At 72.2% G+C, this 23,518-nt stretch carries 17 protein-coding genes; 3 read left to right on the top strand and 14 right to left on the bottom strand.

Going from position 1 to position 23,518, the window contains the following annotated elements:
* Window positions 1-114: 114 nt before the first annotated feature.
* Window positions 115-1,695, top strand: a complete 1,581-nt coding sequence (locus AB0I54_RS38260) for a 4-hydroxyphenylacetate 3-hydroxylase N-terminal domain-containing protein (protein WP_363300905.1) — start codon at window positions 115-117, stop codon at window positions 1,693-1,695.
* A 4-nt stretch (window positions 1,696-1,699) separates the two neighbouring features.
* On the opposite strand, the gene AB0I54_RS38265 is transcribed toward AB0I54_RS38260, so the two are convergent.
* The 8 genes from AB0I54_RS38265 to AB0I54_RS38300 all read right to left on the bottom strand — a co-directional run bounded on the left by AB0I54_RS38265 (window position 1,700) and on the right by AB0I54_RS38300 (window position 10,138).
* On the bottom strand, window positions 1,700-3,349 hold the full coding sequence (locus AB0I54_RS38265; RefSeq protein WP_363300906.1) for a thiamine pyrophosphate-binding protein: 1,650 nt from the start codon (window positions 3,347-3,349) through the stop codon (window positions 1,700-1,702).
* 142 nt (window positions 3,350-3,491) lie between these two features.
* A complete protein-coding gene (locus AB0I54_RS38270; protein ID WP_363300907.1) occupies window positions 3,492-4,490 on the bottom strand; it encodes a class I SAM-dependent methyltransferase in 999 nt (332 codons plus the stop codon).
* A gap of 151 nt (window positions 4,491-4,641) precedes the next feature.
* Window positions 4,642-4,896 carry a DUF6059 family protein gene (locus AB0I54_RS38275; RefSeq protein WP_363300908.1) on the bottom strand — a complete coding sequence of 85 codons (255 nt, stop codon included), beginning with the start codon at window positions 4,894-4,896 and terminating at the stop codon, window positions 4,642-4,644.
* Window positions 4,897-4,906: 10 nt separating this feature from the next.
* Window positions 4,907-5,800, bottom strand: a complete 894-nt coding sequence (locus tag AB0I54_RS38280) for a prephenate dehydrogenase/arogenate dehydrogenase family protein (RefSeq protein ID WP_363300909.1) — start codon at window positions 5,798-5,800, stop codon at window positions 4,907-4,909.
* Between the two features lie 85 nt (window positions 5,801-5,885).
* The gene (locus AB0I54_RS38285; protein ID WP_363300910.1) at window positions 5,886-6,695 is read right to left on the bottom strand and encodes a TIGR03084 family metal-binding protein; all 810 of its coding nucleotides are present in this window, start codon (window positions 6,693-6,695) and stop codon (window positions 5,886-5,888) included.
* 53 nt (window positions 6,696-6,748) lie between these two features.
* On the bottom strand, window positions 6,749-7,789 hold the full coding sequence (locus AB0I54_RS38290; RefSeq protein WP_363300911.1) for a carboxymuconolactone decarboxylase family protein: 1,041 nt from the start codon (window positions 7,787-7,789) through the stop codon (window positions 6,749-6,751).
* A 106-nt stretch (window positions 7,790-7,895) separates the two neighbouring features.
* Window positions 7,896-9,563, bottom strand: a complete 1,668-nt coding sequence (locus AB0I54_RS38295; protein ID WP_363300912.1) for a GMC family oxidoreductase — start codon at window positions 9,561-9,563, stop codon at window positions 7,896-7,898.
* Window positions 9,560-10,138, bottom strand: a complete 579-nt coding sequence (locus tag AB0I54_RS38300) for a DUF5987 family protein (RefSeq protein WP_363300913.1) — start codon at window positions 10,136-10,138, stop codon at window positions 9,560-9,562. Before AB0I54_RS38300 ends, AB0I54_RS38295 begins: the two co-directional genes overlap by 4 nt.
* A gap of 291 nt (window positions 10,139-10,429) precedes the next feature.
* On the opposite strand from AB0I54_RS38300, the gene AB0I54_RS38305 reads away from it, so the two are divergent.
* Window positions 10,430-11,506 (top strand): transcriptional regulator, encoded by a 1,077-nt coding sequence (locus tag AB0I54_RS38305; RefSeq protein ID WP_363300914.1) that lies wholly within the window; start codon window positions 10,430-10,432, stop codon window positions 11,504-11,506.
* Between the two features lie 20 nt (window positions 11,507-11,526).
* On the top strand, window positions 11,527-12,303 hold the full coding sequence (locus AB0I54_RS38310; protein ID WP_363300915.1) for an AraC family transcriptional regulator: 777 nt from the start codon (window positions 11,527-11,529) through the stop codon (window positions 12,301-12,303).
* 78 nt (window positions 12,304-12,381) lie between these two features.
* Here AB0I54_RS38310 and AB0I54_RS38315 read toward each other — a convergent pair whose 3' ends face one another.
* From AB0I54_RS38315 to AB0I54_RS38340, 6 genes are read right to left on the bottom strand one after another with little or no spacing between them, the layout of a single operon-like run.
* Window positions 12,382-13,731 (bottom strand): cytochrome P450, encoded by a 1,350-nt coding sequence (locus AB0I54_RS38315; protein WP_363300916.1) that lies wholly within the window; start codon window positions 13,729-13,731, stop codon window positions 12,382-12,384.
* Window positions 13,728-14,273: a flavin reductase family protein gene (locus tag AB0I54_RS38320; protein WP_363300917.1), complete on the bottom strand. Its 546-nt coding sequence runs from the start codon at window positions 14,271-14,273 to the stop codon at window positions 13,728-13,730. The genes AB0I54_RS38315 and AB0I54_RS38320 overlap by 4 nt, the downstream gene beginning before the upstream one ends.
* A complete protein-coding gene (locus AB0I54_RS38325; protein WP_363300918.1) occupies window positions 14,270-14,728 on the bottom strand; it encodes an acyl-CoA thioesterase in 459 nt (152 codons plus the stop codon). The genes AB0I54_RS38320 and AB0I54_RS38325 overlap by 4 nt, the downstream gene beginning before the upstream one ends.
* A 3-nt stretch (window positions 14,729-14,731) precedes the next feature.
* The gene (locus tag AB0I54_RS38330) at window positions 14,732-20,608 is read right to left on the bottom strand and encodes a type I polyketide synthase (RefSeq protein ID WP_363300919.1); all 5,877 of its coding nucleotides are present in this window, start codon (window positions 20,606-20,608) and stop codon (window positions 14,732-14,734) included.
* On the bottom strand, window positions 20,605-21,648 hold the full coding sequence (locus tag AB0I54_RS38335) for an enediyne biosynthesis protein (RefSeq protein ID WP_363300920.1): 1,044 nt from the start codon (window positions 21,646-21,648) through the stop codon (window positions 20,605-20,607). Before AB0I54_RS38335 ends, AB0I54_RS38330 begins: the two co-directional genes overlap by 4 nt.
* A 2-nt stretch (window positions 21,649-21,650) precedes the next feature.
* Entirely contained in the window at window positions 21,651-23,501 is a 1,851-nt protein-coding gene (locus AB0I54_RS38340) for a CRTAC1 family protein (RefSeq protein ID WP_363300978.1), read from the bottom strand.
* Between the last annotated feature and the right edge of the window lie 17 nt (window positions 23,502-23,518).

Here is a 23,518-nt window from a genome sequence, read left to right on the forward strand (position 1 = left end):
GTCCGTGCGCTGTTGCGGTGCTCGGCGCGACTTCGGCACGTCGGCGCGGGGCTGGGCCGGCTCCCGCACGCAGCAAGAAGCCTCCGCCGGCCGGCGGCTGTCACGATGAGGCGCATGACCGATCAGCAGCACGCCGGAGCAGGCCGCGAAAAGGCTTCCACCGCCCGTCCGTTGACGGGCGAGGAATACGTCGAGAGCCTGCGGGACGACCGCGAGGTGTATCTGTACGGGGAGCGCGTCAAGGACGTCACCGCGCACCCGGCCTTCCGCAACCCGGTGCGGATGACGGCCCGCCTGTACGACGCGCTGCACGACCCGGCCCACCGCGAGGTGCTGACCACCGCGACCGACACCGGCAGCGGCGGCTACACCCACCGGTTCTTCACCACCCCGCACAGCGCCGAGGACCTGGTGGCCGACCAGCGGGCGATCGCCGCCTGGTCGCGGATGAGCTACGGCTGGATGGGGCGCAGCCCCGACTACAAGGCCGCCTTCCTCGGCACGCTCGGCGCCAACGCCGACTTCTACGCCCCCTTCTCGGACAACGCGCGCCGCTGGTACCGCGAGTCGCAGGAGAAGGTCCTGTACTGGAACCACGCGATCGTGCATCCGCCTGTCGACCGCAGCCGCCCGGCGGACGAGGTCTCGGACGTCTTCGTCCACGTGGAGAAGGAGACCGACGCGGGCCTGGTCGTCAGCGGCGCCAAGGTGGTCGCCACCGGCTCGGCGCTCACCCACCACAACTTCATCGCGCACTACGGCCTGCCGGTGCGGAAGAAGGAGTTCGCGCTGGTCGCCACGGTGCCCACGGGCGCGCCGGGGGTGAAGCTGATCTGCCGCCCGTCCTACACCGCGATGTCCGCCGTCATGGGCAGCCCCTTCGACTATCCGCTGTCGTCACGGCTGGACGAGAACGACACGATCCTCGTCCTGGACAAGGTCCTGATCCCGTGGGAGGACGTCTTCGTCTACGGCGACATGGCCAAGATCCAGATGTTCTCGGGGCAGTCGGGCTTCCTGGAGCGGTTCACCTTCCACGGCTGCGTCCGCCTCGCCGTGAAGCTGGAGTTCCTCGCCGGGGCGCTGGCCAAGGCGCTGGAGATCACGGGGACGCAGGACTTCCGGGGCGTGCAGACGCGCCTGGGCGAGGTGCTCGCCTGGCGGAACCTGTTCTGGGGGCTGTCGGACGCGGCCGCGCGCAATCCGGTGAAGTGGCGCAACGGGGCGGTGCTGCCCAATCCGCAGTACGGCATGGCCTACCGGTGGTTCATGCAGATCGGCTATCCGCGGATCAAGGAGATCATCCAGCAGGACGTGGCCAGCGGCCTGATCTATCTGAACTCCAGCGCCGAGGACTTCAAGAACCCGCAGATCCGGCCCTACCTCGACAAGTACGTGCGCGGTTCGGACGGCATCGACGCCGTCCAGCGCGTCAAGGTCCTGAAGCTGCTGTGGGACGCGGTGGGCACCGAGTTCGGCGGGCGGCACGAGCTGTACGAGCGCAACTACTCGGGCAACCACGAGAACGTCCGTACCGAGCTGCTGTTCGCGCAGACGGCGAGCGGACAGCTCGACGACTACAAGGCGTTCGTCGACCAGTGCCTGTCCGAGTACGACCTGGACGGCTGGACGGTTCCCGACCTCGACTCGTTCGAGGGGCTGCGCGAGGCCCGCGGGGGCCTGCTCGGCGGCTGAGCCCTCAGGTCCGTTCCAGCAGGTCGGCCAGGAACGGGGCGATGACGCCGGACACCACCTTGCAGTCCAGGACCAGGGTGCCCGGGCAGCCCGCCGTACGCCAGCGCCGTACGGCGTCGAGGTCGTCCGGGCGCCGTACCGTGACCGCGGTGGCGCCCAGCCCGCGGGCCACCGCGGCGAAGTCGGTGTCGGCGAAGGACAGCGTGGCCGGGTCGGCGCCCTGCGGCGCGTACATGTGCTCCTCGAAGCCGTAGGCCGCGTCGTCGTAGACGACCACGAGCGCCGGCCGGCCCGAGCGCACCAGTGTGTCCAGCTCGGGCAGGCCCATCAGCGCGCCGCCGTCGCCCACCGCCGCCACGGTCAGCCGGTCGGGGCGGCCCACCGCCGCGCCGACCGCGCCGGCCAGGCCCAGGCCGATGCTCTGGAAGGCGGCGCCGGTGAAGACGAAGCCCGCCGGGTCGGGGACGGGCCAGTACATCCCGGGCCAGGCGATGAAGTGCCCGCCGTCCAGCACCACCGTGCGTTCCTCGGGCAGCAGCGCGGCCAGGGACCGGGTCAGGGTGTGCGGGTCGATCCGGTCGGCGGTGGAGGCGTCCTCGTGGGCGAGGGCCGCCCATCCGGCGCGCGCCCGGGTGACCCGCGCGGCGCGCCGGTGACGCCAGTCCGGCACGGGCAGCGCCCGCTGCTCGACCGCGTCGAGCAGCCGTACCGCGACGGCGTGGGCGTCACCGGTCACCAGGAGGTCGGTCCGCTTCGCCCGCCTGCACTCGGCGATGTCGACCTGGACGACGGTGGCCGCCGGGTCGAGGATCCGGCCGCCGTGCAGGGTGAAGGTGTCCAGGCTCGCGCCGAAGGCGACGACCACATCGGCCTCGGCCATCAGCGCGGCCGCGTCCGGTGCCGCGAAGCCGCCGCAGACCCCCAGGGACCAGGGGCTGTCGTGGAACAGTCCGCTCGCCATGACGGTGGTCGCGAACAGTGCGCCGAGGCGGTCGCCCAGCTCGCTCAGGATCTTGCCCGCGCCGGAGTGCCAGGCACCGAGTCCGGCGAGGAGCAGCGGGCGGCGCGCCCCGGCCAGGGCGTCGAGGACCGGCTCCAGGGCACGGCCGTCCACGGCGGGCGGCAGGCTCGCCGCGCCCGGCGCCACGGCGTCGCGCTCGTCGGGGAGCGGAAGGCCGAGCAGGTCGCCCGGCAGGAACACGGCGACGGGGCAGCGTTGTTCGCGGGCGATGCGTACGGCGTCGGCGGTGTCCGCGCGGGCCGTGCGTGGCTCGGTGAGCCGGACGACACGGACCCCGAGGGCGGCCATGAGCGCGCTCTGGTCGATGTCGTGCGGCCGCGGGCCGCCAAGCGGGGCGTCGCCGCACAGCAGGACGACCCCGCTGCGGTTCTTGGCCGCGTCCGCCAGCGCGGTGACGGTGTTGGCGATGCCGGGCCCGTGGGTGGTGGTGCAGATCGCGACGTCGCCGGTCGCCCGGAAGTAGGCGTCGGCCATCGCCATGGCCCCGCCCTCGTGCCGGGCCGCCGTGTACCGCACGCCCGCCGCGGTCAGCGCGGCGGTGGCCAGGATGTTCCCGCCGCCCACCACCCCGAACGCGTGCCGGATGCCGCTGCCGGCGAGGGTCTGCCCGACGGCCTGCGCGAGTGTGGTCATGCGTGACTCCATGGGTTGCGTCAAACGACTTACCGATCGTGCGGAGCGGGCCGCACCGGACGGCGCGTCCCCGGGCGGCCGGCGGTGACGCCGTGGCCCGGGGTCCGGGGTCCGGGGTCCGGGGTCCGGTGTGCCGTGCGGATCAGGCGAGTTCGAAGATGACCTCGCCGACGGTGATGTCGATGCGGTTGGTGCGCACCAGCTCCCAGCCGCCCTCCTCGAAGACCGACTCCCAGTTCTCGACGGTCGGCAGGAAGGTGCCCATCAGGTCGTGGCCGAGCTCAAACCCGAGCGTGAAGACGGGCAGTTCGGTGTCGGGCAGCGCGGTGCGGGTGGCGTCGCCGATCAGCAGGCGCCGGGCCGCGGGGAAGACCTCGCGCAGCCGGCGCAGGGTGGCCACGCAGTTCTCCCGGGGCCAGAAGTCGTGGCCCATCATGAAGCAGGTGAGCAGTTCGATGTCGGCGTACTCGGGACGGGGTTCCAGGCGCAGCACGTCGCCCTGCACGAAGTCGGCGCGGTCCGCGAACCCGGCCTCGGCCGCCTCCTTCCTCGCCACGTCGAGGGAGGGCCGGGCGATGTCGACGCCGACTCCCGTCGCGCCCGGGTGGCGGTCGAGGATCTGCATGAGGCGGGCGCCGCTGCCGCAGCCGAGATCGGCGACGCGGGTGAAGGGGAAGTCCACCCGGTCCATGGCTGCCCAGAAGGTGGGCGCGTAGGTGACCTGGTCGATCTCCCGGCAGGCGTAGGCGATGGCGGCGGCGTCGCGGTGGTAGTAGTCGCCGATGCGGTTCTCGGTGCGCAGCACGGCGGGCATCTGCCGGAACAGTTCGGCACTGCCCCGGGTCAGCCAGTGGAAGAACGACTTGTTGCGGTACATGTCGTCGAAGCCGTCGAGGGTGTAGACGACGGCACCGTCGCGCCGTACCAGTCCGACCGCCGCGAGGGCGCGGAACAGGCCGGTGGTCGACTGCGGGTCGAGTCCGGCGCGCGCGGCGAAGTCCGCGGTGTCCAGCGTCCTTGCCCGGTGCAGTTCGTCCAGCGCACCGACCTCCCAGGCGGCGGCGATCGCCCAGGCCGCCACGGCGGAGTTGTAGATGGAGGCAATGCCGTGCGCGTTGCCCTGTGCGATGTCAACAGTCACTGCTCAGCACCTCGTCCTTGGGAGGGTCCACGGGTCTGTCACCCTTCGCTCCATGCTTCAAGCGGGTGACGGAAGGGGGCATCTCTGACGTTGCTGTGCCGCCGCGCCGATCGGGCCCGACGCTGGTGTGCGGGCCGGTGTGCGGGGGCCGTCAGCCCGTCAGTTCCCGCTCCAGGGCGCGCTCCAGCTCGGTCAGCGGCAGACCGGTGAGCCGCTCCGGGTGGCCGGGCGCGGGCTCGTGCACCACGTCGGAGCCGGGCGGCGCGACCGGTACGGCACAGATCCAGGTCCAGCCGAATTCGGACAGGGACCAGTAGGCGGAGCGCAGCAGCCGCCGGGCCAGATGCAGGGCGGCGGGCCGCCGGCCCCCGGCGGGGTGCGGGAACGGAGTCGGGGAAGTGGTCACGGGCCGACCGTCACACCCGGTCCTCGGCCGGCGCATCTCGCACCGTGCGCCGCTGTACGGCCTGCCGCAGCGCGGCCTGTCCGCGCCGGCCCTCCTCCAGGGTCGGCGCGAGTTCCACGGGTGCGCAGGAGTCGCCCTCGCGCAGGATGGCGGCGGCCCGGGCGAGCTGGTCGGCGACCCGGTCGAGGACGTCGGCCACCGGGCCCGCGTTGTGCGCCAGGACGTCGCTCCACAGCCACGGGTCGCCGCCCGCCGTGCGGACCGCGTCGAGCAGCCGGTCCTCGGCGAGCCCGAGGAACGCCTCGGAGCTGTCGGCGAACCGGGTGGCGAGGGCGGCCGCGATCAGGTGCGGGCCGTGGGACAGTTCGGCGACGATCCGGTCGTGCACATGGGAGGCGAGGTCGATCCGGTACGCCCCGCACGCCTCGATCAGTGCGTCCACCGTCTCCAGCGCCCACGCGGGCGTGGTCTCGTACGGGCACACCGCCCAGGGCCGGCCGGTGAAGCGGTCCGCCGCTGCGGCCTCCTGGCCGGTCCCGTCGGGGCCGGCCAGCGGATGTCCGGGCACGTATCCCTTGAGGTCGCAGCCGCGCAGCTCCGCCTCGGCGCAGACGATGTCCTTCGTGCCGGCCGTGTCGGTGTAGACGTGCCCGAGTCCCCGGCTCTGCGCACCGTGCAGGACGTCGGCGACGGCCGAGGGGGCGGTGGCGACGACGACGAGATCGGCGGGCGGCAGTCCGGGGGTCCAGGCGGTCCCGGCGCCGAGGGCGACGGCCTCGTGCAGTGCCCGCGGGTCCTCGTCGACGAGGGCGACCTGGACGCCAGCGAGGGTGAGGGCGAGGGCGACGGAGGCGCCGGTGGTGCCGCAGCCGATGACGACGGCGGTGCGCAGGGTGGTGGTCATGGGGGGGGCTCCTTGCGGCGGGGCGGCCGGGCCGGTGGGCTGCGGAGGCGGCCGGTGGGCCGCGGGTGCGTGGGGGGGCGGCCGATCAGTGGTCGCAGCCGGGGTGCGCGAACTGCCCCGGCTTGCGTCCCTCGCCCGCGGGACCGCGGTAGGCCTGCGCGATGTCGAGCCAGCGGTCGGCCTCGCCGCCGGTGGCGACGAGGGCGAGGTCGTCGCGGTGGCGGCGGCGGGTGACCAGGAGGCAGAAGTCCTCGGCGGGTCCGGTGATCTTGTTCTCGGCGTCCTCGGGGCCGTAGGCCCAGACCTCGCCGTTCGGGGCGGTCACCTCGATGCGGAAGGGCTCGGCCGGCGGGGTCAGGCCCCGGGAGAGGTAGCCGAAGTCCCGGGTGAGGAAGGCGAAGAAGACCAGGTGGCGCAGCCGCTCGGTGGGCTCGCGGCGCACGCCGAGCGCATCGGCGATGTCCTGGCCGTGGCCGAAGATCTCCATGATTCCGGCGGAGGCGAGGACGGTCGGCGGCAGCGGGTTGACCAGCCACGGCACGAACTGGTCCTCGGGGACGGCGGCGAGGGCGTCGACGGACTTGCGGCCGAGGGCGCGGAATCGGGCCAGCAGTTGGGCGGACGGGAAGGCGTTGAACTGCCGCAGGGCGGCGTCGACCGCGGCGTCGAAGTCACCGGCGGCGCCGGCGGCGAGCTCGGCGAAGGCCTCGGGGTCGGACGCCGCGGTGCCGGCCAGGTGGAAGATGAAGGTCAGGTGGGCGATCTGGTCGGCGATGGTCCAGCCCGGGGCGGGGGTCGCCGTGTGCCAGGTCTGCTCGTCGAGGCCCTCGACGAGACGGGCGGTCTCCTCGATGTCGGTGGCGAGGGCCTTCACGACGTCGTTCAGCGTGCTCATGATGTGTCTCCTTGGTGGCGAAGCGGGTCTGGGGGACGGGTGGTTGCCGCCGGTCAGCGGGCGGCGGACGACGTGGGACGGACGGCCCCGCCGAGGCGGGCGCCGGTTCGGACGGCGGCGCTGAGCGCCGCCCAGGACGCGAGCTCCACCAGTTCCCGGTCGCCCGGGTGGACCGTGCGGAACGCGTCGATGTCCGCGTCGGTGATCTGGTGGGGGTTGAGGGCGATGAGGAGGGCCAGCCGGGCGGTGGGCAGCTGCCCCTTGGGCAGGCCGGCGGTGGTCTCGGTCAGCCAGGCGCGGCTCGGACCGGGCACCGCGCCGTCGCGCACGGCGAGTTCGGCGTGCAGCAGGTCGCGTACGGCGTCGGGGATCCAGCGCTCCGCGGCGGCGTCGACGGACGCGACGGCCCGGGAGAGAGCACCGGCGACGGCCGGGTTGGTCTTCGCCCAGTCGAGCCCGGCCGGCAGCGGGGCGGCGGGGAGCAGGCCGAGCGAGGCGCCGGGCACCACGGTTCGGCCCCGGTCGGGGCGCAGGGCACGGGCGACCATCCGCATCACCGGCCCGCGGCCCACGGCCGGCGCGTTGGCGGGGACGGGCGAGTCGGGCAGGAAGAGCCGGACCATTCGGTTGAGGTAGTGGAAGGTGACGGCGGTGCCCAGGATCTCGGGGGCGTCCTGCGCGTCGAAGGGCGGCGGTGTTTGCTCCCCGGCGGGGCTCGTGCTCACGCCGTGCGCCCAGTCGGCGAGCGGTCCGTGGCCGCCGGTGCCGCCCAGGGTGGCGAGCGTGGCCTCGTGGACCTCGACGCAGTAGGGGCAGTCGTTGGCCTGGGACACGGCGGTGGCCACCGCCTCCTTGGCGGCCCGGCCGACCCGGCCCTCGGCGAGGAGGGTCTCGCGCAGCAGCAGCCACGCGGCGGCGAGGGTCTCGGGTGCCGGCGAGTGCAGGGCGAGGGGCGGAGCTACGACGCCGAACTCCCGCCGGGCCTGGGCGTAGACCTCGGCCACCGGGCCGCGGGCCGCGTCGTGCCGGACGGCCGTGATGTGCCGGATCTGCTGCAGGGAGCCCTTCAGCAGGATTCTTACGAGCGGTCGCACCGCCGCCTCCTGATTCCCGGTTCGGTCTGGGTCGTGTGAAGCAACCCACTGGACGGATGGATGGTTTTGTGAAGCAACCCACTGGCCACGAGAAGCCGTTCGGGGCTCACACCGTGGTCAGCGGCTTCCGCTTCAGCAGCGGCAGCACGCCCGCGCGGCCGCTCTTGTAGCCGGTGGGGGCCGGTGCGCCGTAGGTGACCTCCACTCCCCTGGCCCGGGCGGCGGCCACGATGTGCGGTACGGCCCGTTCGGCGAGGGCGGCGATGGTCATGGCCGGGTTGACGGTCAGGGCGCCGGGGACGGCGGAGCCGTCGGTGACGAAGATGCCGGAGTGGCCGCGCAGTTCGTTGGTGTCGTCGAGGGCCGAGGTGGCCGGGTCGTCGCCCATGCGGCAGGAGGCCAGCGGGTGGACGGTGTAGGCGCCGACCAGGTCGTTGGTCCAGGGCATCACCTTGGCGAGGCCGTCCTTCTCCAGGATCTCCTTCACGTCGGCGTCGGCCTGGTTCCAGCCGTGCCAGGTGTTCTTCGTCGGCTTGTACGACAGATTGCCGCGGCCGAGCATCTGCTGGGAGATGCGGTGGGAGTTGCCGGTGGCCGGCGGCGGCCCGAAGACCCCTTCGTTGTCGTCCTCGGTCATGCAGAAGATCGTCAGCCAGGACTTCCAGTTCTTCAGGATCTCCTTCTTCTCCTTGCCGAACCAGCTCGGCCCGGTGGCGTCGGGCACCTGCGCGAGGATGGTGCCGAGGCCCGGCGGGAAGTAGAGCTGCTCCAGCGAGTAGCGGGAGTACTCCGGCAGGGAGCCGTCGAGCTTGTCCCAGCTGGCCACGGTCGGGCCCTTGCCGATCGCGTTGGCGCCGTAGGGCAGGTTGCCGTCGCCGCGGCTCAGGCCGAGAACCTCGGCGACCTTGTCCTCGTCGAGGATGGCCGTGTTGAGGCGCTCGCCGTTGCCGGAGAAGTAGCGGCCGACCGCGTGCGGCATCGTGCCCAGATGGCCCTCGCTGCGCTGCAGGATGACCGGGGTGGCGCCGGCGCCGGCCGCCAGCACGACGATCTTGGCCTCGATGACGCCGGAGCCGCTCTGCAGCCGGTAGTCCTCGTCGTCGACGATGTTGTAGTGGACGCGGTAGCCGCCGTCGGCGGTCCGCTCCAGGTGCTGCACCTCGTGCAGGGGGCGGATCTCCGCGCCGTGGGCGAGGGCGGCGGGCAGGTAGTTGACGGTGAGTGACTGCTTCGCCTCGAACCGGCAGCCGGCCATCATGAAGTTGCAGTTGACGCACTTGGAGTTGTCGACGGCCGCCGCGAGCGGGTTGGCGGTGCGCCCGGCGTGGTCGCAGGCCGCGGCCCACAGGCCGCCCGCGTAGGAGGCCTCGCTCCAGTCCGGCTTGCTGACCGACAGGGACTCCTCGATCCGGTCGTACCAGGGGTCGAGGGTGTGGCGGCTGACGGACTCGGGCCACATCCTGCGGCCGATGCTGCCGTGCCGGTCGAAGACGAACCGCGGGGCCCGCGGCATGGCCGCGAAGTAGACGACGCTGCCGCCGCCGACGCAGTTGCCGCCCAGCACGCTCATGCCGTCGCCGACGACGAAGTCGAAGATGCGCGTGTAGGAGGAGCCGAGCTTGTAGTCGTGCTCGAACTCGTCGTTCTTCAGCCAGGGCCCGCGCTCCAGGACGGTGACCTTGGCGCCGCCTGCGGCCAGGTGGTAGGCGGCGATCGCCCCGCCGAAGCCGCTGCCGACGACCAGTACGTCGGTCTTCTCGATCGCGTTGCTCATGCGGGGCTCCCGGTGGGGGTGGTGTCGGGGTGGATGTCGGCCAGCTGCCGGCCGTAGCCGGAGCTCGCGAAGCGCCACAGTCTGTCGGCGTCGGGCCGGGTGATGCCCATGGCCGTCAGACCCGGGTGGCCGTCCGCCAGGGCCTCGGCGGTGTGCAGGTGGGCCGCCGAGTCGAAGGCCATGTTGCAGAAGAGGGAGAGCAGTACCCAGAAGTCCTTCTCGGGGTGGCCCGGCGTGGTGAGTTCCTGGATGAGGCGGACCCGTTCGTCGTAGTCGAGGGAGACGAACGGCGGCACGGTCGCGTCGAGGGTGAGGCCGGCCTTCTCGGCATGGGCCCGGGCGTGGCCGTTGACCCGCTCGGCCAGGTCCTCGAGGCCGTCGTGGATTCCGGTGGCGTCCCAGCGGAGCAGGTCGACGGCTCCGCAGACGACCGCACCGCCGCCGGTGCTGACTCCGGCGATCGCCCGGTCACCGGGCCAGCGCTTCTCGCCCGGGACGATCGTGTCCGCGTAGGCCTCTAGCGTCAGGGTGGCGTCGGGCCCGATGTCGACCCTGCGCTCAGGAATTCTTCTCACTGCAGGCAACTGGGGCCTCCGGTCAGGTCTTTGAGGTTCCTGGTGGTGTGAGAGAAAGCTAGAAGTGCTGGGTCTTTTCAAACAACCGACCAACGGGCGTTCGCCCGAACACGGGTGCGCACACCCGACCAGCCAAAGTCGCACTGTCCCCGGACGCGGGCCCCAGAAAAAAAGAGGTCGTTCTATATGCTCTCTCCGGATGCGTTGTTCTCCGTGGCGCCCGGGCCCGTCTCACGCGTTTTGAGGGGAATTCCGGGAACGCCTGGATCTCGCCGAGGGGGATGAGGAGAGGTGAACAGCAACGACAGTTCTCTGACGCTGCCCGCCGGCTTCACTCACCGGGTGCGGATCGAGACGCTCCTTCCGGCCGATTCGCCTCGCCTGAACGGCGTCGACGAGAATCACGTACGTCGTCTCGCCGACATCTACGCCACGCTGCCCCCGATACTCGTGCACCGCAGGACCATGCGGGTGGTCGACGGGATGCACCGCGTCGCCGCGGCCGTCGCCAAAGGGCTCACCTCCGTGGAGGTGCACTATTTCGACGGCGCCGACGAGGAAGCGTTTCTCCGGTCGGTGACGGCCAACATCGCGCATGGACTTCCGCTCTCCGTGGCGGATCGCAAGGCGGCTGCCGAGCGCATCCTGCGCGCCCGCTGCGACCTGTCCGACCGGGCCGTCGCCGACTGCACCGGCCTCGACGCGAAGACGGTCGCGTCGATCCGTCCGCGTTCGACCGCGGATTCTCCTCGGTCGAACATCCGGATCGGAGCCGACGGCCGGGCCCATCCGCTCGACCGCACGGCCGAGCGGATCCGGGCCGCCGAGATCATGACGCGCCGGCCCGACCTGCCGCTGCGGGCGATCGTCAAGGAGACCGGCCTGTCGCTGGGCACGGCCCACGACGTGCGCCAGCGGCTGCTGCGCGGCGAGGCCCCGGTGCCCACCGGCCGCCGGCCGTCCGCCCCGCGGGGGCCGACGGCCGCGGTGGACCGTCCCGGCCCGCCGGCCGCGCCCCGTACCGCCGAGACCGCCGGCCCGTCCGACGCCCACGTGCCCGCGGGCTCCAGTCGCACCCGCGGTTCGCTGGAGACGCTGCGGCGGCTCGCCGGCGATCCGTCCCTGCGGCACTCCGAGTCCGGGCGCCAGTTCCTGCGCTGGCTGCACGTCCACTTCGTTCTCGACGAGGCCTGGCGGCAGCAGGCCGACGCGGTGCCCATGCACTGCGCGGGCACCGTCGCGGACCTGGCCCTCCAGTGCGCGGGCGCCTGGCAGCGGTTCGCCGAGGACCTCGACCGTCGGCGGCTGACCCAAACGACCCCCGCTCCAGTACGGCACGCGGCCTCCGAAGCTCGGCAGGGAGCATGATGCAAAGACAGGGAGAAACGGTGACCACCACCGCCATCGAAGCCGCTGTCCTTCGAGTCATCGACGAAATGCACGCGAATCTCGGTCAGGAACTCACGATCGACGACATGGCCCGTACCGCCATGTTCAGCAAGTTCCATTTCACGCGGGTTTTCCGGGATGTGACCGGCACGTCTCCCGGACGCTTTCTCTCCGCCCTGCGTCTGCAGGAGGCAAAACGGCTGCTGCTCCAAACGGATTTCAGCGTCGCCGACATCAGCAGTCAGGTCGGATACAGCAGCGTCGGCACCTTCAGTTCCCGTTTCAAGTCCTGTGTCGGCGTCTCACCGAGCATGTTCCGGGAACTGGACGGATTCACCGCGGAAATCGGTCCGGGTGAACGGACGGAAACGGTGGCCGACCACTCTCGCGGGACGCTGCGCGGCCGGGTGCACCTGCCCGAGGACCGCGCGCCCGGCCACTGCTTCGTGGGCCTCTTCCCCACGCCCGTCCCGCAGGGACAGCCGGTGCGCTGCGCCGTCCTGGACGGTCCCGGGTCCTTCGAGCTGCGTGACGTCCCGGACGGCACCTGGCACGTGCTGGTGCACTCCGTCCCGTACGGCTGCGAGCACATACCCTCCGGCACCGGCGGCCACGACGTCGTCTCCGTCGGCAGCTACGGACCGGTGACCGCGCACGAGGACACCCTGCTGATGCCGGCCGAGATCGTCCTGCGCCCGCTGGACGCCCTGGACCCACCGGTACTGATGGCGCTGCTCGACCTGCGCACCGACGCCCTGGACCGCATCGCCGGCTGACCGCCCGGACCGACGACGAAGGGGCGGGCACGGAATTCGACCGTGCCCGCCCCTTCACGCGTTCCCGCGTGCGGTTCCTCAGTCCACCGCACGGACCGTCATCGGCAGCCCGCCGCGCATCCGCAGCGACATCATCGGCTCGGGGACGCCCTGGTGCCCGGGCACCACGGCCAGGTCCAGGTCGCGGCTGACGAGCGCGGTGACGAAGACCGCCTCCATCATCCCGAGGTTGCTGCCCACGCAGAACCGCGGCCCCGCGCCGAACGGGATGTACGCGTAGCGGTGCCGGTGCGCGACGCGCGCCGGGTCGAAGCGGCCCGGGTCGAACCGCTCGGGGTCCTTCCACAGGTCCGGATGGCGGTGCAGGGTGTACGGGCACACCAGCACATCGGCCTTGGCCGGCACGTCGAACCCACCGACCTGGTCGGGTCCCTGGGCGATGCGCGGCAGGATCCACACCGGCGGATACAGCCGCATGGCCTCCTGCACGACCTGCATGGTGTACGTCAGCTTGTGGAGGTCCTCGGCGTCCGGCAGGCGGCCGCCGGCCAGCACGGCACGCGCCTCCTCGCGCACCAGGTCGCGCACCCGCGGATGGCGGGCGAGCAGCAGCAGGGTCCAGCCGAGTGTGCTCGCCGTCGTCTCGTGGCCGGCCAGCAGCAGCGTGACCAGCTCCTCCTGGAGCAGCCGGCGTCCCCGTGCCGCGTCCTCGCGTTCGCGGGCGGCGAGGATCATCCGGGCGAACGCGTCGTCGGCGCCCTCCCCGTCCGCGAGGCGGGCGCTGCGGTCGGCGACCAACTCGTCGACGATCCGGGTGAGTTCGCGACGCGCGCGGCGAAACCGCCGCTGGGTGCCGAGCGGCACCCAGGTCGGCACCAGGCCCTGGGTGACCATGTCGAACATGGCCTGGTCCTGGACCGCCTCGAAGGCGTGCGCGATGCCGCCGTGCGCGTCCAGGGAGGTGTCCATGAGGGTGCGCCCGAGCACGCCGAGAGTGAGCCCGGTGACCTCGCTCAGGATGTCGACTGGCGAGTCCCCGGCGCGCCGGCGCAGCAGCTCCACCAGGCGGGCGGACTCCTCGGCCACGGCCCCGGCCTGGGCGGCGATCCGCCCGGGCCGGAACGCGGGCTGCACGTTGCGGCGCTGGGCGCGCCACAGCTCGCCCTCGCTGGTGAGCAGGCCGTCGCCGAGCACCTTGCGGGACTCCACCAGACCGATGCCCTTGTGGTAGTTGGCGGCGTTGTCGGCCAGCACGTGCTTGGCGTAGTCCGGCCGGTTGAAGATGTAGAGCTTCTTGGGCCCCATGGAGACGCGGACGGCGTCGGAGAGCTCGGCCGCGTCCCGCATCATGCCGAGCCGGTCGACGGCCAGTTTGCGCAGCAGTCCGGGCAGTGCCCACACGGGCGGGCCGGGCGGATGGACGCTCATGTGCGGTCTCCTTCCGCGGGCTCGGCGAGCCGCCGGAAGCGGCCTTTGTGGAAGATGAGCGGCTCCCGGCCGGGCAGTTCGTCCAGGGCCAGCACCCGGCCGAGGTGGACGGTGTGGTCGCCGCCGTCGTACGCCCGCCACCGGGCGCACTCGAAGTGGGCGGCCGCCCCCGCGATCAGCGGGGCGCCGCCTGCCTTGCCGGGCAGCCAGTCCACGGCGTCGAACTGGGCGGCGCCCAGGGGCCGGGAGCGGTCGGCGAAGTGCCGGGCCACGTCCTCCTGCCCGGCGCCGAGGACGGACACCGCGAAGGTGCCGGCCTCGGTGAGGACCCGGTTCATGACGGCGTCGTTGCCGACGCACAGCAGTACCAGGGCGGGATCCAGCGACACCGAGGTGAAGGAGTTGGCGGTCATGCCGTGCAGGCTCGCCCCGCCGACGGTCACGACCGTCACCCCGGTGGTGAAGGACCCGAAGGCCCGCCGCAGCCGCGCGGCATCGCCGGTGACGGCGTCCCGCGGCGGCGCGGCGGCCAGGGTGCTCATGCCGCCCGCCCCGTCAGCGCCCGGCCGTGGGTGGCGTACGGCTCGAGGGCGTGGGCCAGGGCCTCGGGGATGAGCGAGGGCACCGTGTTGGTGTTGGGGCCGCGCATGCACGCGATCCGCTGGCGCCCGCGTGCGATCAGCACCTCGACGCCGCCGGTCACCTTGACGTAGTCGAAGGTGAACTCCAGCTGCGTCTGCCCCAGTTCGGACAGCCGCATCCGGATGGACAGCTCGTCGAAGGCGGTGATCTCCGCGAAGAACTCGCAGTCGACCTTCAGCGTGAACAGCTTCAGGTCGTCCTGCACCTCGGCCAGTACCGCCGGCGCCTTCTGCTGCAGGAACAGTTCCCGGCACCGGCCCTGCCAGCGCAGGTAGTTCACGTAGTACACGTTGCCGACGAGGTTGGTCTCCTCGAATCCGACCGTGTGCCGGTACTCGAAGTAGTCGTCCGTCATGTCTCAGAGCCTCCCTTCGGTGAGTTGCGTCTCGTGCGTGAGGAACGCGAAGACGGCCGGTTCCAGGGCGTCGCGCAGCGCGGTGACGAAGGTCGCGATCCTGAGGTCGCCGGCGGCGAAGACCACCCAGGCGTCCTTGCGGCGCGGCAGCACCGTCAGCGGAGCGCCGGCCATGATGCCGGCCTTGCGCAGGCACTCCACGGCGCCCCAGACCCGGGTGGCCGCGGTGTCCGGCGCCTCGCCCGTCTCCCTGGCGACCAGTTCGGCGACGGCCGCGTGCTCCCCGAGCAGCCCGCGCCACTCGTCGGCCGAGCGCATGCTGACCGCCTCGATGTCACAGGCCACCTCGGTCTCGCAGACGGCGCTGAGGGTGACTCCCAGCCCGTGTGCCGCCGACATCGACATGTGCCGTTCGGGCTCCAGTTCCGGTCGCCCGTCCGGGCGGTGCCGGACCGCGACCGGGCTGCCCAGGGCGCGGGCCGCCGCGTCCGCGGTGAAGCTGCGGCGCTGGGCGACGGAGCCGGCCGGTGTCTGACCGTGCGGCTCGACGGCGACGGCGATCCGGCTGCCGACGACGTCCTCCAGCGAGCGCTCCAGGTACGGGCCGAGCAGCGGGGCGACCCATGGGCCGGAGCCGTCGGTCTTGCGTACGGCGTGCAGGGTCAGGCCGTCCCAGCGTTCGACGACGGTGCCGTTCTCGTCGCGCACCGCGATGTCGTACACATAGGTGTCTCCGTCGCGGCTGCGCTCGACGGCGGTGTACCGCAGCCGGTCGGGCACATGGTCGCCGGAGCCGAGCGCGTGGATCCGCTCCACACCGGACGGCAGCAGGGTGGCGTCGGGGATGCACACCTGGTTGCCGTGCATGAGCGCGTCGCGCATGCCAGGGTCGGCGAGCAGCAACTCACCGGGCAGGAAGCCGGCGAACCAGCCCTCGGGCCGCTGCTGCACGGCGACTTCGGCGTCCACGTGCCGGGCGGCGGCCCGGTGGAAGCGGCGCAGCCGCTGGAAGCGGGCGCCCTGGAACAGGATGCTGCCGTACAGGTCGGCCGCCGGATCCAGGGGCACGACCGGGGTGTCGTCCGGCACCTGCAGCGGCGGGCCGTCCGGCACGGCGGTCCCGGTGAAGACCAGCCGGGCACGGAAGTGCTCGGCGACGAATCCGGTGTCCTCGGCGTGGATCGCGACGTCGACGGTGTCGGTGCCGGTGACGGTCGCCGCGATCCGGATCCGGGTGCTGCCGTTCGGCGGTACGACGATGGGCCGCAGGAACCTCGCGCCCTCGATGACCGGGGTGCCGCTGTGCCCGGTCACCGCGGAGGCGACCTGGGTCATGGCCTCCATGCCGATGACGGCGGGCAGCAGCAGGTTGCCGTCGAGCAGGTGGTCGGACAGGTAGGGGTCGGTGCCGGAGTTCAGCTCGACCTCGGTGACCAGCTCGACGCCGTGGTAGCGCACCAGCGGGTTGCCGGTGAAGCGCAGCATCGGCAGTGCGGGCAGGTCGCGGCGGACGGTGTCGATGCCCTCGGTACGGCCGCTGATGACCGTGACGACGGGGGCGTCCGGGTCCTCGATCAGGCGCAGCAGGATCTCCACGCCCTGGTCCGGGGAGACCGGGGTGATGCCCTCGCGGGAGAGGGTCTCGACGACGGAGAGCTTCTCGCCCATGCCGACGCCGGACCACACCGACCATTCCATGCAGCGGGCGCGCAGGTCAGGGTGGGTGCGGGCGACCTCCTCGGTGAGGTCGGCCAGCCACTCGTTGGCGGTGGCGTAGTGGCCCTCTCCGCGCAGACCGGCCCGGCCGATGATGCTGCCGAAGGTGACCAGCAGCTTGAGGCCGGCGGCGCCCACCGCGTCCAGGACGGTGCGCAGTCCGTCGACCTTCGGGGCGAAGGTCCGCTCGAAGTCCTGCGGGGCGAGCCGCGCCAGCGGGTTCGGCTCGTTGCGGCCGGCGCCGTGCAGCAGGCCGGTGATCGCGCCCAGTTCCTCCGTCAGTTCGGTGACGGCCGCGGTGACCTGCTCGGGGACGGTGACGTCGGCGCGCGCGTAGTGCACACGGACTCCGTCGGCGCGCATCCGCTCCAGGTTGTCGGCGAGTTCGCGGTCCTCGGCGGGGTCGGACCGGCCGAGGACGGCCAGCTTGGCGCCGGTCCGCTGGGCCACGGCGAGCGCGCACTCGGCGGAGATGCCCTTGCCGCCGCCCGTCACCAGCAGTACGTCCGAGGCGTCCAGCGGGGACGTGGTGCGCTGCGGGGCTACGGGCAGGGCCCGTAGGGTCGGCACGCGGCGCACACCGGCGTCGTCGTAGTGGACCTCGGCGAACCGGGTGGTCGCCGCGACCTCGCCCACGACCCGTTCCACGACGTCCGGCGACGCCGGGGTGTGGACGACGGTGGTGCGCAGGTGCGGAGCCTCCAGGTAAAGGGTCTTGGCCAGGCCGGCGGCGCCGCGCCCGTCCTGGACGAGGACGAAGCGCCGTGCGCGGTCACCGGCGAGCGCGCTGTGCGCGGCGGCCAGTACCCGCTCCACCTCCTGCCGTGCGCAGCCCTTGGCCAGCACGGCGAGGACGCCGGAGCCGACGCCGGACCCCGCCAGTTTCTTGCGCAGTTGTTCGGCGTACGGGTGGCCGTCGGTGGTGAACAGTTCCCAGTCGCCGTCGGCGCCGTCGGCGGCGGCGTGCGGCCGGGCGATCTCGTCCAGGTCCACGGCGAAGGGGCGGGCCCAGGGGGCGGCGCCCGCAACGACGGGGCTGCCGGAGTCCACGGCGCCGCCGGTGCTGACCACGGTCTCCAGCGCCTCGGCCAGTTCGGCCAGGGTGGCGGTGGCGAAGTTGGTCGGCACCTGCGCGGCGGCGATCCCGAGGCGGGACGCGGCCTGGTTGACGATCTGGCCCACGGTGATCGAGCTCATGTGGAGGTCGTCCAGCAGCCGGCTGTCGGGGTCGATCAACTCGGCGGGCAGTTCGGCGCGTTCCGCCACGAGGGCGCGCAGCACCTCCAGGGCGTCGACGCCGTCCTCGGTCGTCTCCTCGGCGGCGGGCACCGGTGCGGCGGCCGTGGGAGCCGGTTCCGGTGCCGGTGCCGTCTGCTCCTGCCGCGGGGCCTGTGCCGCGGGGGCGGCGGCGGCCCGCGGGCGGCGCCCGGCCGGTACGTCCTCGCGGGGGGCCTGCTCGCAGGGGCTGGCGAGGAAGGAGAACTCCTGCCCGATCCGGAGCGGCCGGATGAGCCGGTCCTCGAAGAGCCGCTCCAGGGCGACGGGCGCTCCGGCCACGAACGCGGCACCGGTGACACCCAGCAGACTGCGCAGTGACTCGTCGTCGGTGTTGAGGGCGACGGCGGGGACACCGGTGGTGGCCCGGGCGAGTCCGGTGAGCACCCGTCCGGGACCGACCTCGATGAACAGGTCGACGTTGCGGGCGGCCTCGCTCACCGCCTGGGTGAAGCGGACCGGGCCGGTGATCTGCTCGGTAAGCAGCGCGGCCAGATCCGTATCACGTGTCAGCGCCGCACCGGTGACGGTGGAGACGATCCCGTCGGCCGGGACGCCCAGCGCGGTGGTGGCCAGCCAGGCGCCGAAGGCCGCGGCGGAGTCGGCGACGAGCGGCGAGTGGAAGGCGTGCGAGACGTTGAGGCGGGTGCAGGCGACCTCGGCGCGTTCGGCGCGGCGCTGCACTTCCTCGATGTCCGCCGGCGAACCGGCGATCACCGTCTGCTCCGGGCCGTTGTACCCGGAGATGACGGCGTCGAGGCCCACGAGGAGTTCCGCGGCCCGCTCGGGGGTCGCGCCGAGCGAGGCCATCGTGCCCGAGGCGCCGTGCCGGGCCATGGCCCGGCCCCGCACCCGCGCCGCCTCCAGGAGGGTCTCCTCGTCGAGGGCCTGCGCCCAGTGCAGGGCGGACAGCTCGCCGAGGCTGTGTCCGACGGCGACCGACGCCTCCAGGCGCAGCGCGTCGAGGACGCGCAGGCCCGCCGCGGAACCGGTGGCGATGCGCGGCTGTGCCACGTCGGTGGCAACCATGTCGCCGGTGGTGGGCAGCGCGGCCCGGGCGAAGACCTCGGCGGCCTCGGGGAAGCGGCGGCACAGCGCCCCTCCGTCGGCGCCGTGACCGGACCCCTGGCCCGGGAAGAGGAAGCCGATCCGGGCGCGCCCGGTGGCCCGGCCGAGGAAGCCTCGGCCGTCTGCGGCGGTGTACGACGTGTCCCCGGCCTCCAGCAGGCCGGCCAGGTGGGTCAGGCGGCGTTCGGCGTCCTCCGGGGAGGAGACGACGACGGCCGCGCGGTGCGGCAGGCCGCGCAGTTCGCGCTGGAGCGTGGCGGCGAGGTCGGCGACCTGGGCGTAGGAGACCTGTCCTGCGAAGGCGGCGACCTCGGTGAGCCGGGCGCGCAGCGCCTTCGGGGACTCGCCGTCCAGGACGAGGAGTTCGCAGTCCTGCGGCGCGTGCGCGAGGGTGCCGGAGCGCCGGCTGCGGGCCGTGCGCCGTCGGCCGGCGGGCTCGTCGAGGACGATGTGGGTGTTGATGCCGCCGAAGCCCATGGCGGTGACGCCGGCCCGGCGCGGCGCTTCCTCGGGCCATGCCTCGGCCTTGCGCAGGGCCTTGAGGTTGGCCTTGTCGTCGGCGAGCAGTTCGTGCGGGTCGACGGTGCCGATGGCCGGCGGGAGGGTCTGGTGGTCGACGGCCATGGCCGCCTTGATCAGACCGGCGACGCCGGCGGCGGCCTTGGTGTGGCCGATCATGCCCTTGATGGACGTGATGGCCGCGGGCGGTGCGTCGGGGTCGGCCTGGCTGCGCGCTCCCATGAGAGCGGTCAGCTCGGTGGCGTCGCCGACGGCGGTGCCGGTGCCGTGGCCCTCGAAGAGCCGGACCGTCTCGATGCCGAACCCGGCACGCTCGTAGGCCCGCTCGAGGGCCAGCTGGTATCCGCTCACCTCGGGGCGGGTGATGCCGCCCTGGCCGTCGGAGGACACGCCCCAGCCCGCGATGGTCGCGTAGATGCGGTGGCCCGCGGCGAGGGCGTCCTCCTCCCGCATCAGGACGATCATGCCGCAGCCCTCACCCGGCCAGAAGCCGTTGGAGCCGCGGTCGTAGAGCCGCATCTCGCCCTTGGCCAGCGCGCCGGTCTTGGCGAAGCCGATGATCTCGAAGGGGTCGATCGACAGGTCCACCCCGCCGGCCACGGCGACGTCGATGTCGCCGTTGACCAGCGCGGTGCCGGCGGTGGTGACCGACAGCAGCGAGGAGGAGCAGGCGCCGTCGACGGTGTATCCGCCGCCGTTGAGGTCGAAGTGGTTGCAGATCCGGCCGGCGATGGTGTTGGCGAGTCCCCCGGCGAGGGTGTCCTCGTCGATGGCGGGGAACGGCTCCTTGTAGGCGGTCTCGACGTCGTCGAGGAACTGCGCGATGCGGTCCTCGTCCCAGTCCTGTTCGCCCTTGAGGGCCGCGGCCATCACCCGCCGTACGTACGGCCAGCGCAGCCGCATGACGTTGGCGCGGGAGAACTCGCCGGTGAGGGTGTTGCCGACGATGACGCCGGTGCGTTCGCGGGGCAGGCCCTCGCCGGCCGGGAATCCGGCGTCGGCGAGCGCGCGTCCCGCGGTGTCCAGGGCGAGCCAGTGGGTCAGGTCGGTCGAGCGGAAGGTGCTGCCCGCGATGCGGTGGGCGATCCGGTCGAACTCGTAGCCCTCGATGACCGCGGCGGTGCGGGCGTAGAAGGTGTCGGGGGTGGTCGGGTCCGCGTCCCAGTAGTCGTCCAGGTTCATCCGGACGTCGGGCAGGCGGCGGAACGCACGCCGCCCGGCGACGGCGTTGTCCCACAGTTGCTTCGGGTCGGTTGCGTCGGGATAGCGGCAGGCCATGCCGACGATGGCGATTCTGGTCATGCGACCACCGGTGTCTTCAGGGTCTCGGCCTCGGCGGCGGCCGGGGCGGGGCAGGAGCAGGCGCCGTCCGGGCAGGCGCACGCCGGGGCCTCGGCGGGCGCCGGGGCGGCGACGGACCGGGTGACGGCGGCGAGTGCGAGGGCCTCCTCGGTCCGCTTCCTCGCGACGATGTCGGCGGTCCACAGGAAGGTGCCGCGGATGGCGCAGGCGAGCGCGGTGGCGAAGAACAGGCCGTAGGCGATGCCCAGCGCGGTCACCACGCCGTACAGGGTGGCGACACCGCCGCCGAAGGCGATCTGGCCCCACTTCGAGGACGGCGTCGTACCCGGGTCCGTGATCATGTAGTTGGTGAAGAGCACGAACGCCACGCCTGTCATCATCGCCAAGGCCGCGGGGATGGAGGTGCCGTACAGCAGGCCGCGGACGATCGCCTGGAGGGCGAAGCCGCCGAGCCAGGCGAGGATCAGCCACATCCGCTCGGTGAGCTTGGCGTTCAGCATCGTGCCGAGCGAGATGATGATGGCCGGCACGAGCCAGTCGAAGCCGCCGTCGAGGTACTCGGTGAACTGGTACGGCGGCGCGATCGACGCCCACGGGAAGAGCACCAGGATGACGGCGATGCCGAAGTTCGAGGGGTTCATGAAGTGCCGCATACGGCCCTTGACCGGGGCGCGCAGCACCCACTTGGTGCCGACGGCGACGATGACGCCGAACATCATGACCCACACGATGTCGTTGACGTACGACAGCATGTTCACCGCGAGACCGGTGATGTGGGCGGGGTAGAGGAACTCCATCACGCCGCGCGGGCCGTTGCCGCGGAAGCGTGCCGTGCGGCCCTCGGCGCGGGCGCCGATGATCTCCAGGACGATTTCGAGCGAGTAGGCGGTGGCCAGGGCTATCAGTGGCCAGGTCCAGGGCTGCTCGAAGCCCAGCACCGTGTAGCCGAAGACGTTCAGTACGGAGATGGAGATCGCGAACCGGCGCAGGGCCGTGACGACCTTGGGGTTGTGGCGTGGTGCGTTGGTCTGGGCGGACATGGTCACTTCTCCTTGGCCCGGTCGCCGAGTTCGATGCTGTGCCGGCCCGGTTTCAGCGTCAGTTCCTGCTCGTGGACGTCACCGTTGCGGTCGCGCCAGGTGATCTGGGTGGGCAGCGGGCCCTCGATCCCCTTGCCGAGGCCGATGTGGATGTCGGTGCTGCGCTTGCCGGAGTGGCCGCCGCCGCCGTCGATGCGGTCGATCCGCTTGGTGCCGTCGGGCAGCTGGACGCAGACCTCCGCGCCCACGACGGGCGCGCCGTCGGGGTGGGTCAGCTGCAGACCCAGGTACGCACCGGTGTGCCGGCTGATGTTGTGGTAGAAGACCGGCTCACCCCACTGGCGGGCCACCGCCAGGTCCAGGCGGCCGTCGCCGTCGACGTCGGCGGTGGCGATGCCCCGGGTGGGCATCGGCTCGCCGATGCCGAGGGCCTCGGACAGGTTGACGTACTTGCCGGTCGACGGGTCCTTGGCGTAGAAGCGCATGCGCTGGTTGCCGGCCAGGTCGTCGCCGTGGCGGACGTTGGGCCACCACTGCGGGTTGGGGACGAGCGCGTCGTTGGCGGTGGCGAGTTCCTGAAGCTGCGGCCAGCGGTTGGTCTTGCCCTTGACGAAGCCGTTGGCCTGGGTGATCTCCAGGTCGCCGTTGTTGTCGAAGTCGCCCATCTTCACGTCCCAGCCCCAGCCGGACCAGGCGAGGTTGAGACCGGAGGACCTGTCCTTGAACGGCGCTTCGCCGTTCTGGAAGCTCCTGCGCAGATCGGCCTTGCTCTTGGCCTGGTCGAAGAACGCGAAGTTCGACTCCTGGATACCGAACGACGTCGTGATGTTGCTGACGAACATGTCGTACAGGCCGTCGTGGTTCAGGTCGCCGAAGTCGACGCCCATGCCCTTGAACGAACTGCGGCCCAATTGCTTGGACTTGGGCACGGTGCCGTTGTGCACGGCCTTGACCTCGGCGAACTTGATCGTGCCCGGCTTGGACTTGTTGTAGAGCAGCGCGGAGGTGCCGAAGTCATGGGCGAGGAACATCTCCGGCAGGTGGTCGCCGTCCAGGTCGGCGGCGGAGGCGCCGAGCGTCCAGCCGTGGTTGAGGCCCTGCGGGATGGCGTCGTCGACCTTCTGGTAGCCGTTCTTCGTCCAGCGGAAGAAGTGGCCTCCGCCGCCGTTGGTGGCGTGCGACAGCGAGGCGTTCATGGTGACGTCGCCGTCCTTGGTCGGGTCCAGGACGGGGCTGTCGGGGAAGTAGTTGCCGATGAAGATGTCGTCGTGTCCGTCACCGTCGAAGTCGGCGACGGCGGCGGCGTTGGAGTTCCACAGCGGGCCCGTGTACGTCGCGCCGGACTTGCCGGGCAGCAGCTCGGTCGGCCGGAAGGAGCGGGCCGTCAGCGGCTGCCCCTTGTGGCCCTGGTTCAGGAAGATGACCGGTGTGCGGCCCCAGTAGTAGACGAGGAGGTCGATCTTGCCGTCCTCGTTGTAGTCGCCGGGCACACAGCCCATCGGCGCCATCGTCCTGCTGGTGCCCAGCGGCGCCGGGTTCAACGCGAACGGCGCGTAGGCCTCCCCGCGCGTCGGTGCCGGGGTGACGAAGGCCTGGTCGATGCGCGGGTCGACGACGCACAGGTCGTTGGGCAGGCCGTCCCCGTCCATGTCGTTCGCGGCAATGCCCGCACCGACCGACGAAATCCAGGCCTCGATGTGCTTGTACGCCTTGTTGACCTGCCGGACCTCCTGCTTCTTGAATCCGGCGGGCTCGGCGATGGACATCGGCTCGAACGAGTAATTCTTTGCCAGGCTGTCGATCTCGGCGGCCGACGACTCAGGCAGCCGAACAGCGTAGAACGTGCCCACCATCAGGGCCAGGGCGACTA

The sequence above is a fragment of the Streptomyces sp. NPDC050625 genome, from assembly GCF_040654755.1.
GTDB lineage: Bacteria > Actinomycetota > Actinomycetes > Streptomycetales > Streptomycetaceae > Streptomyces.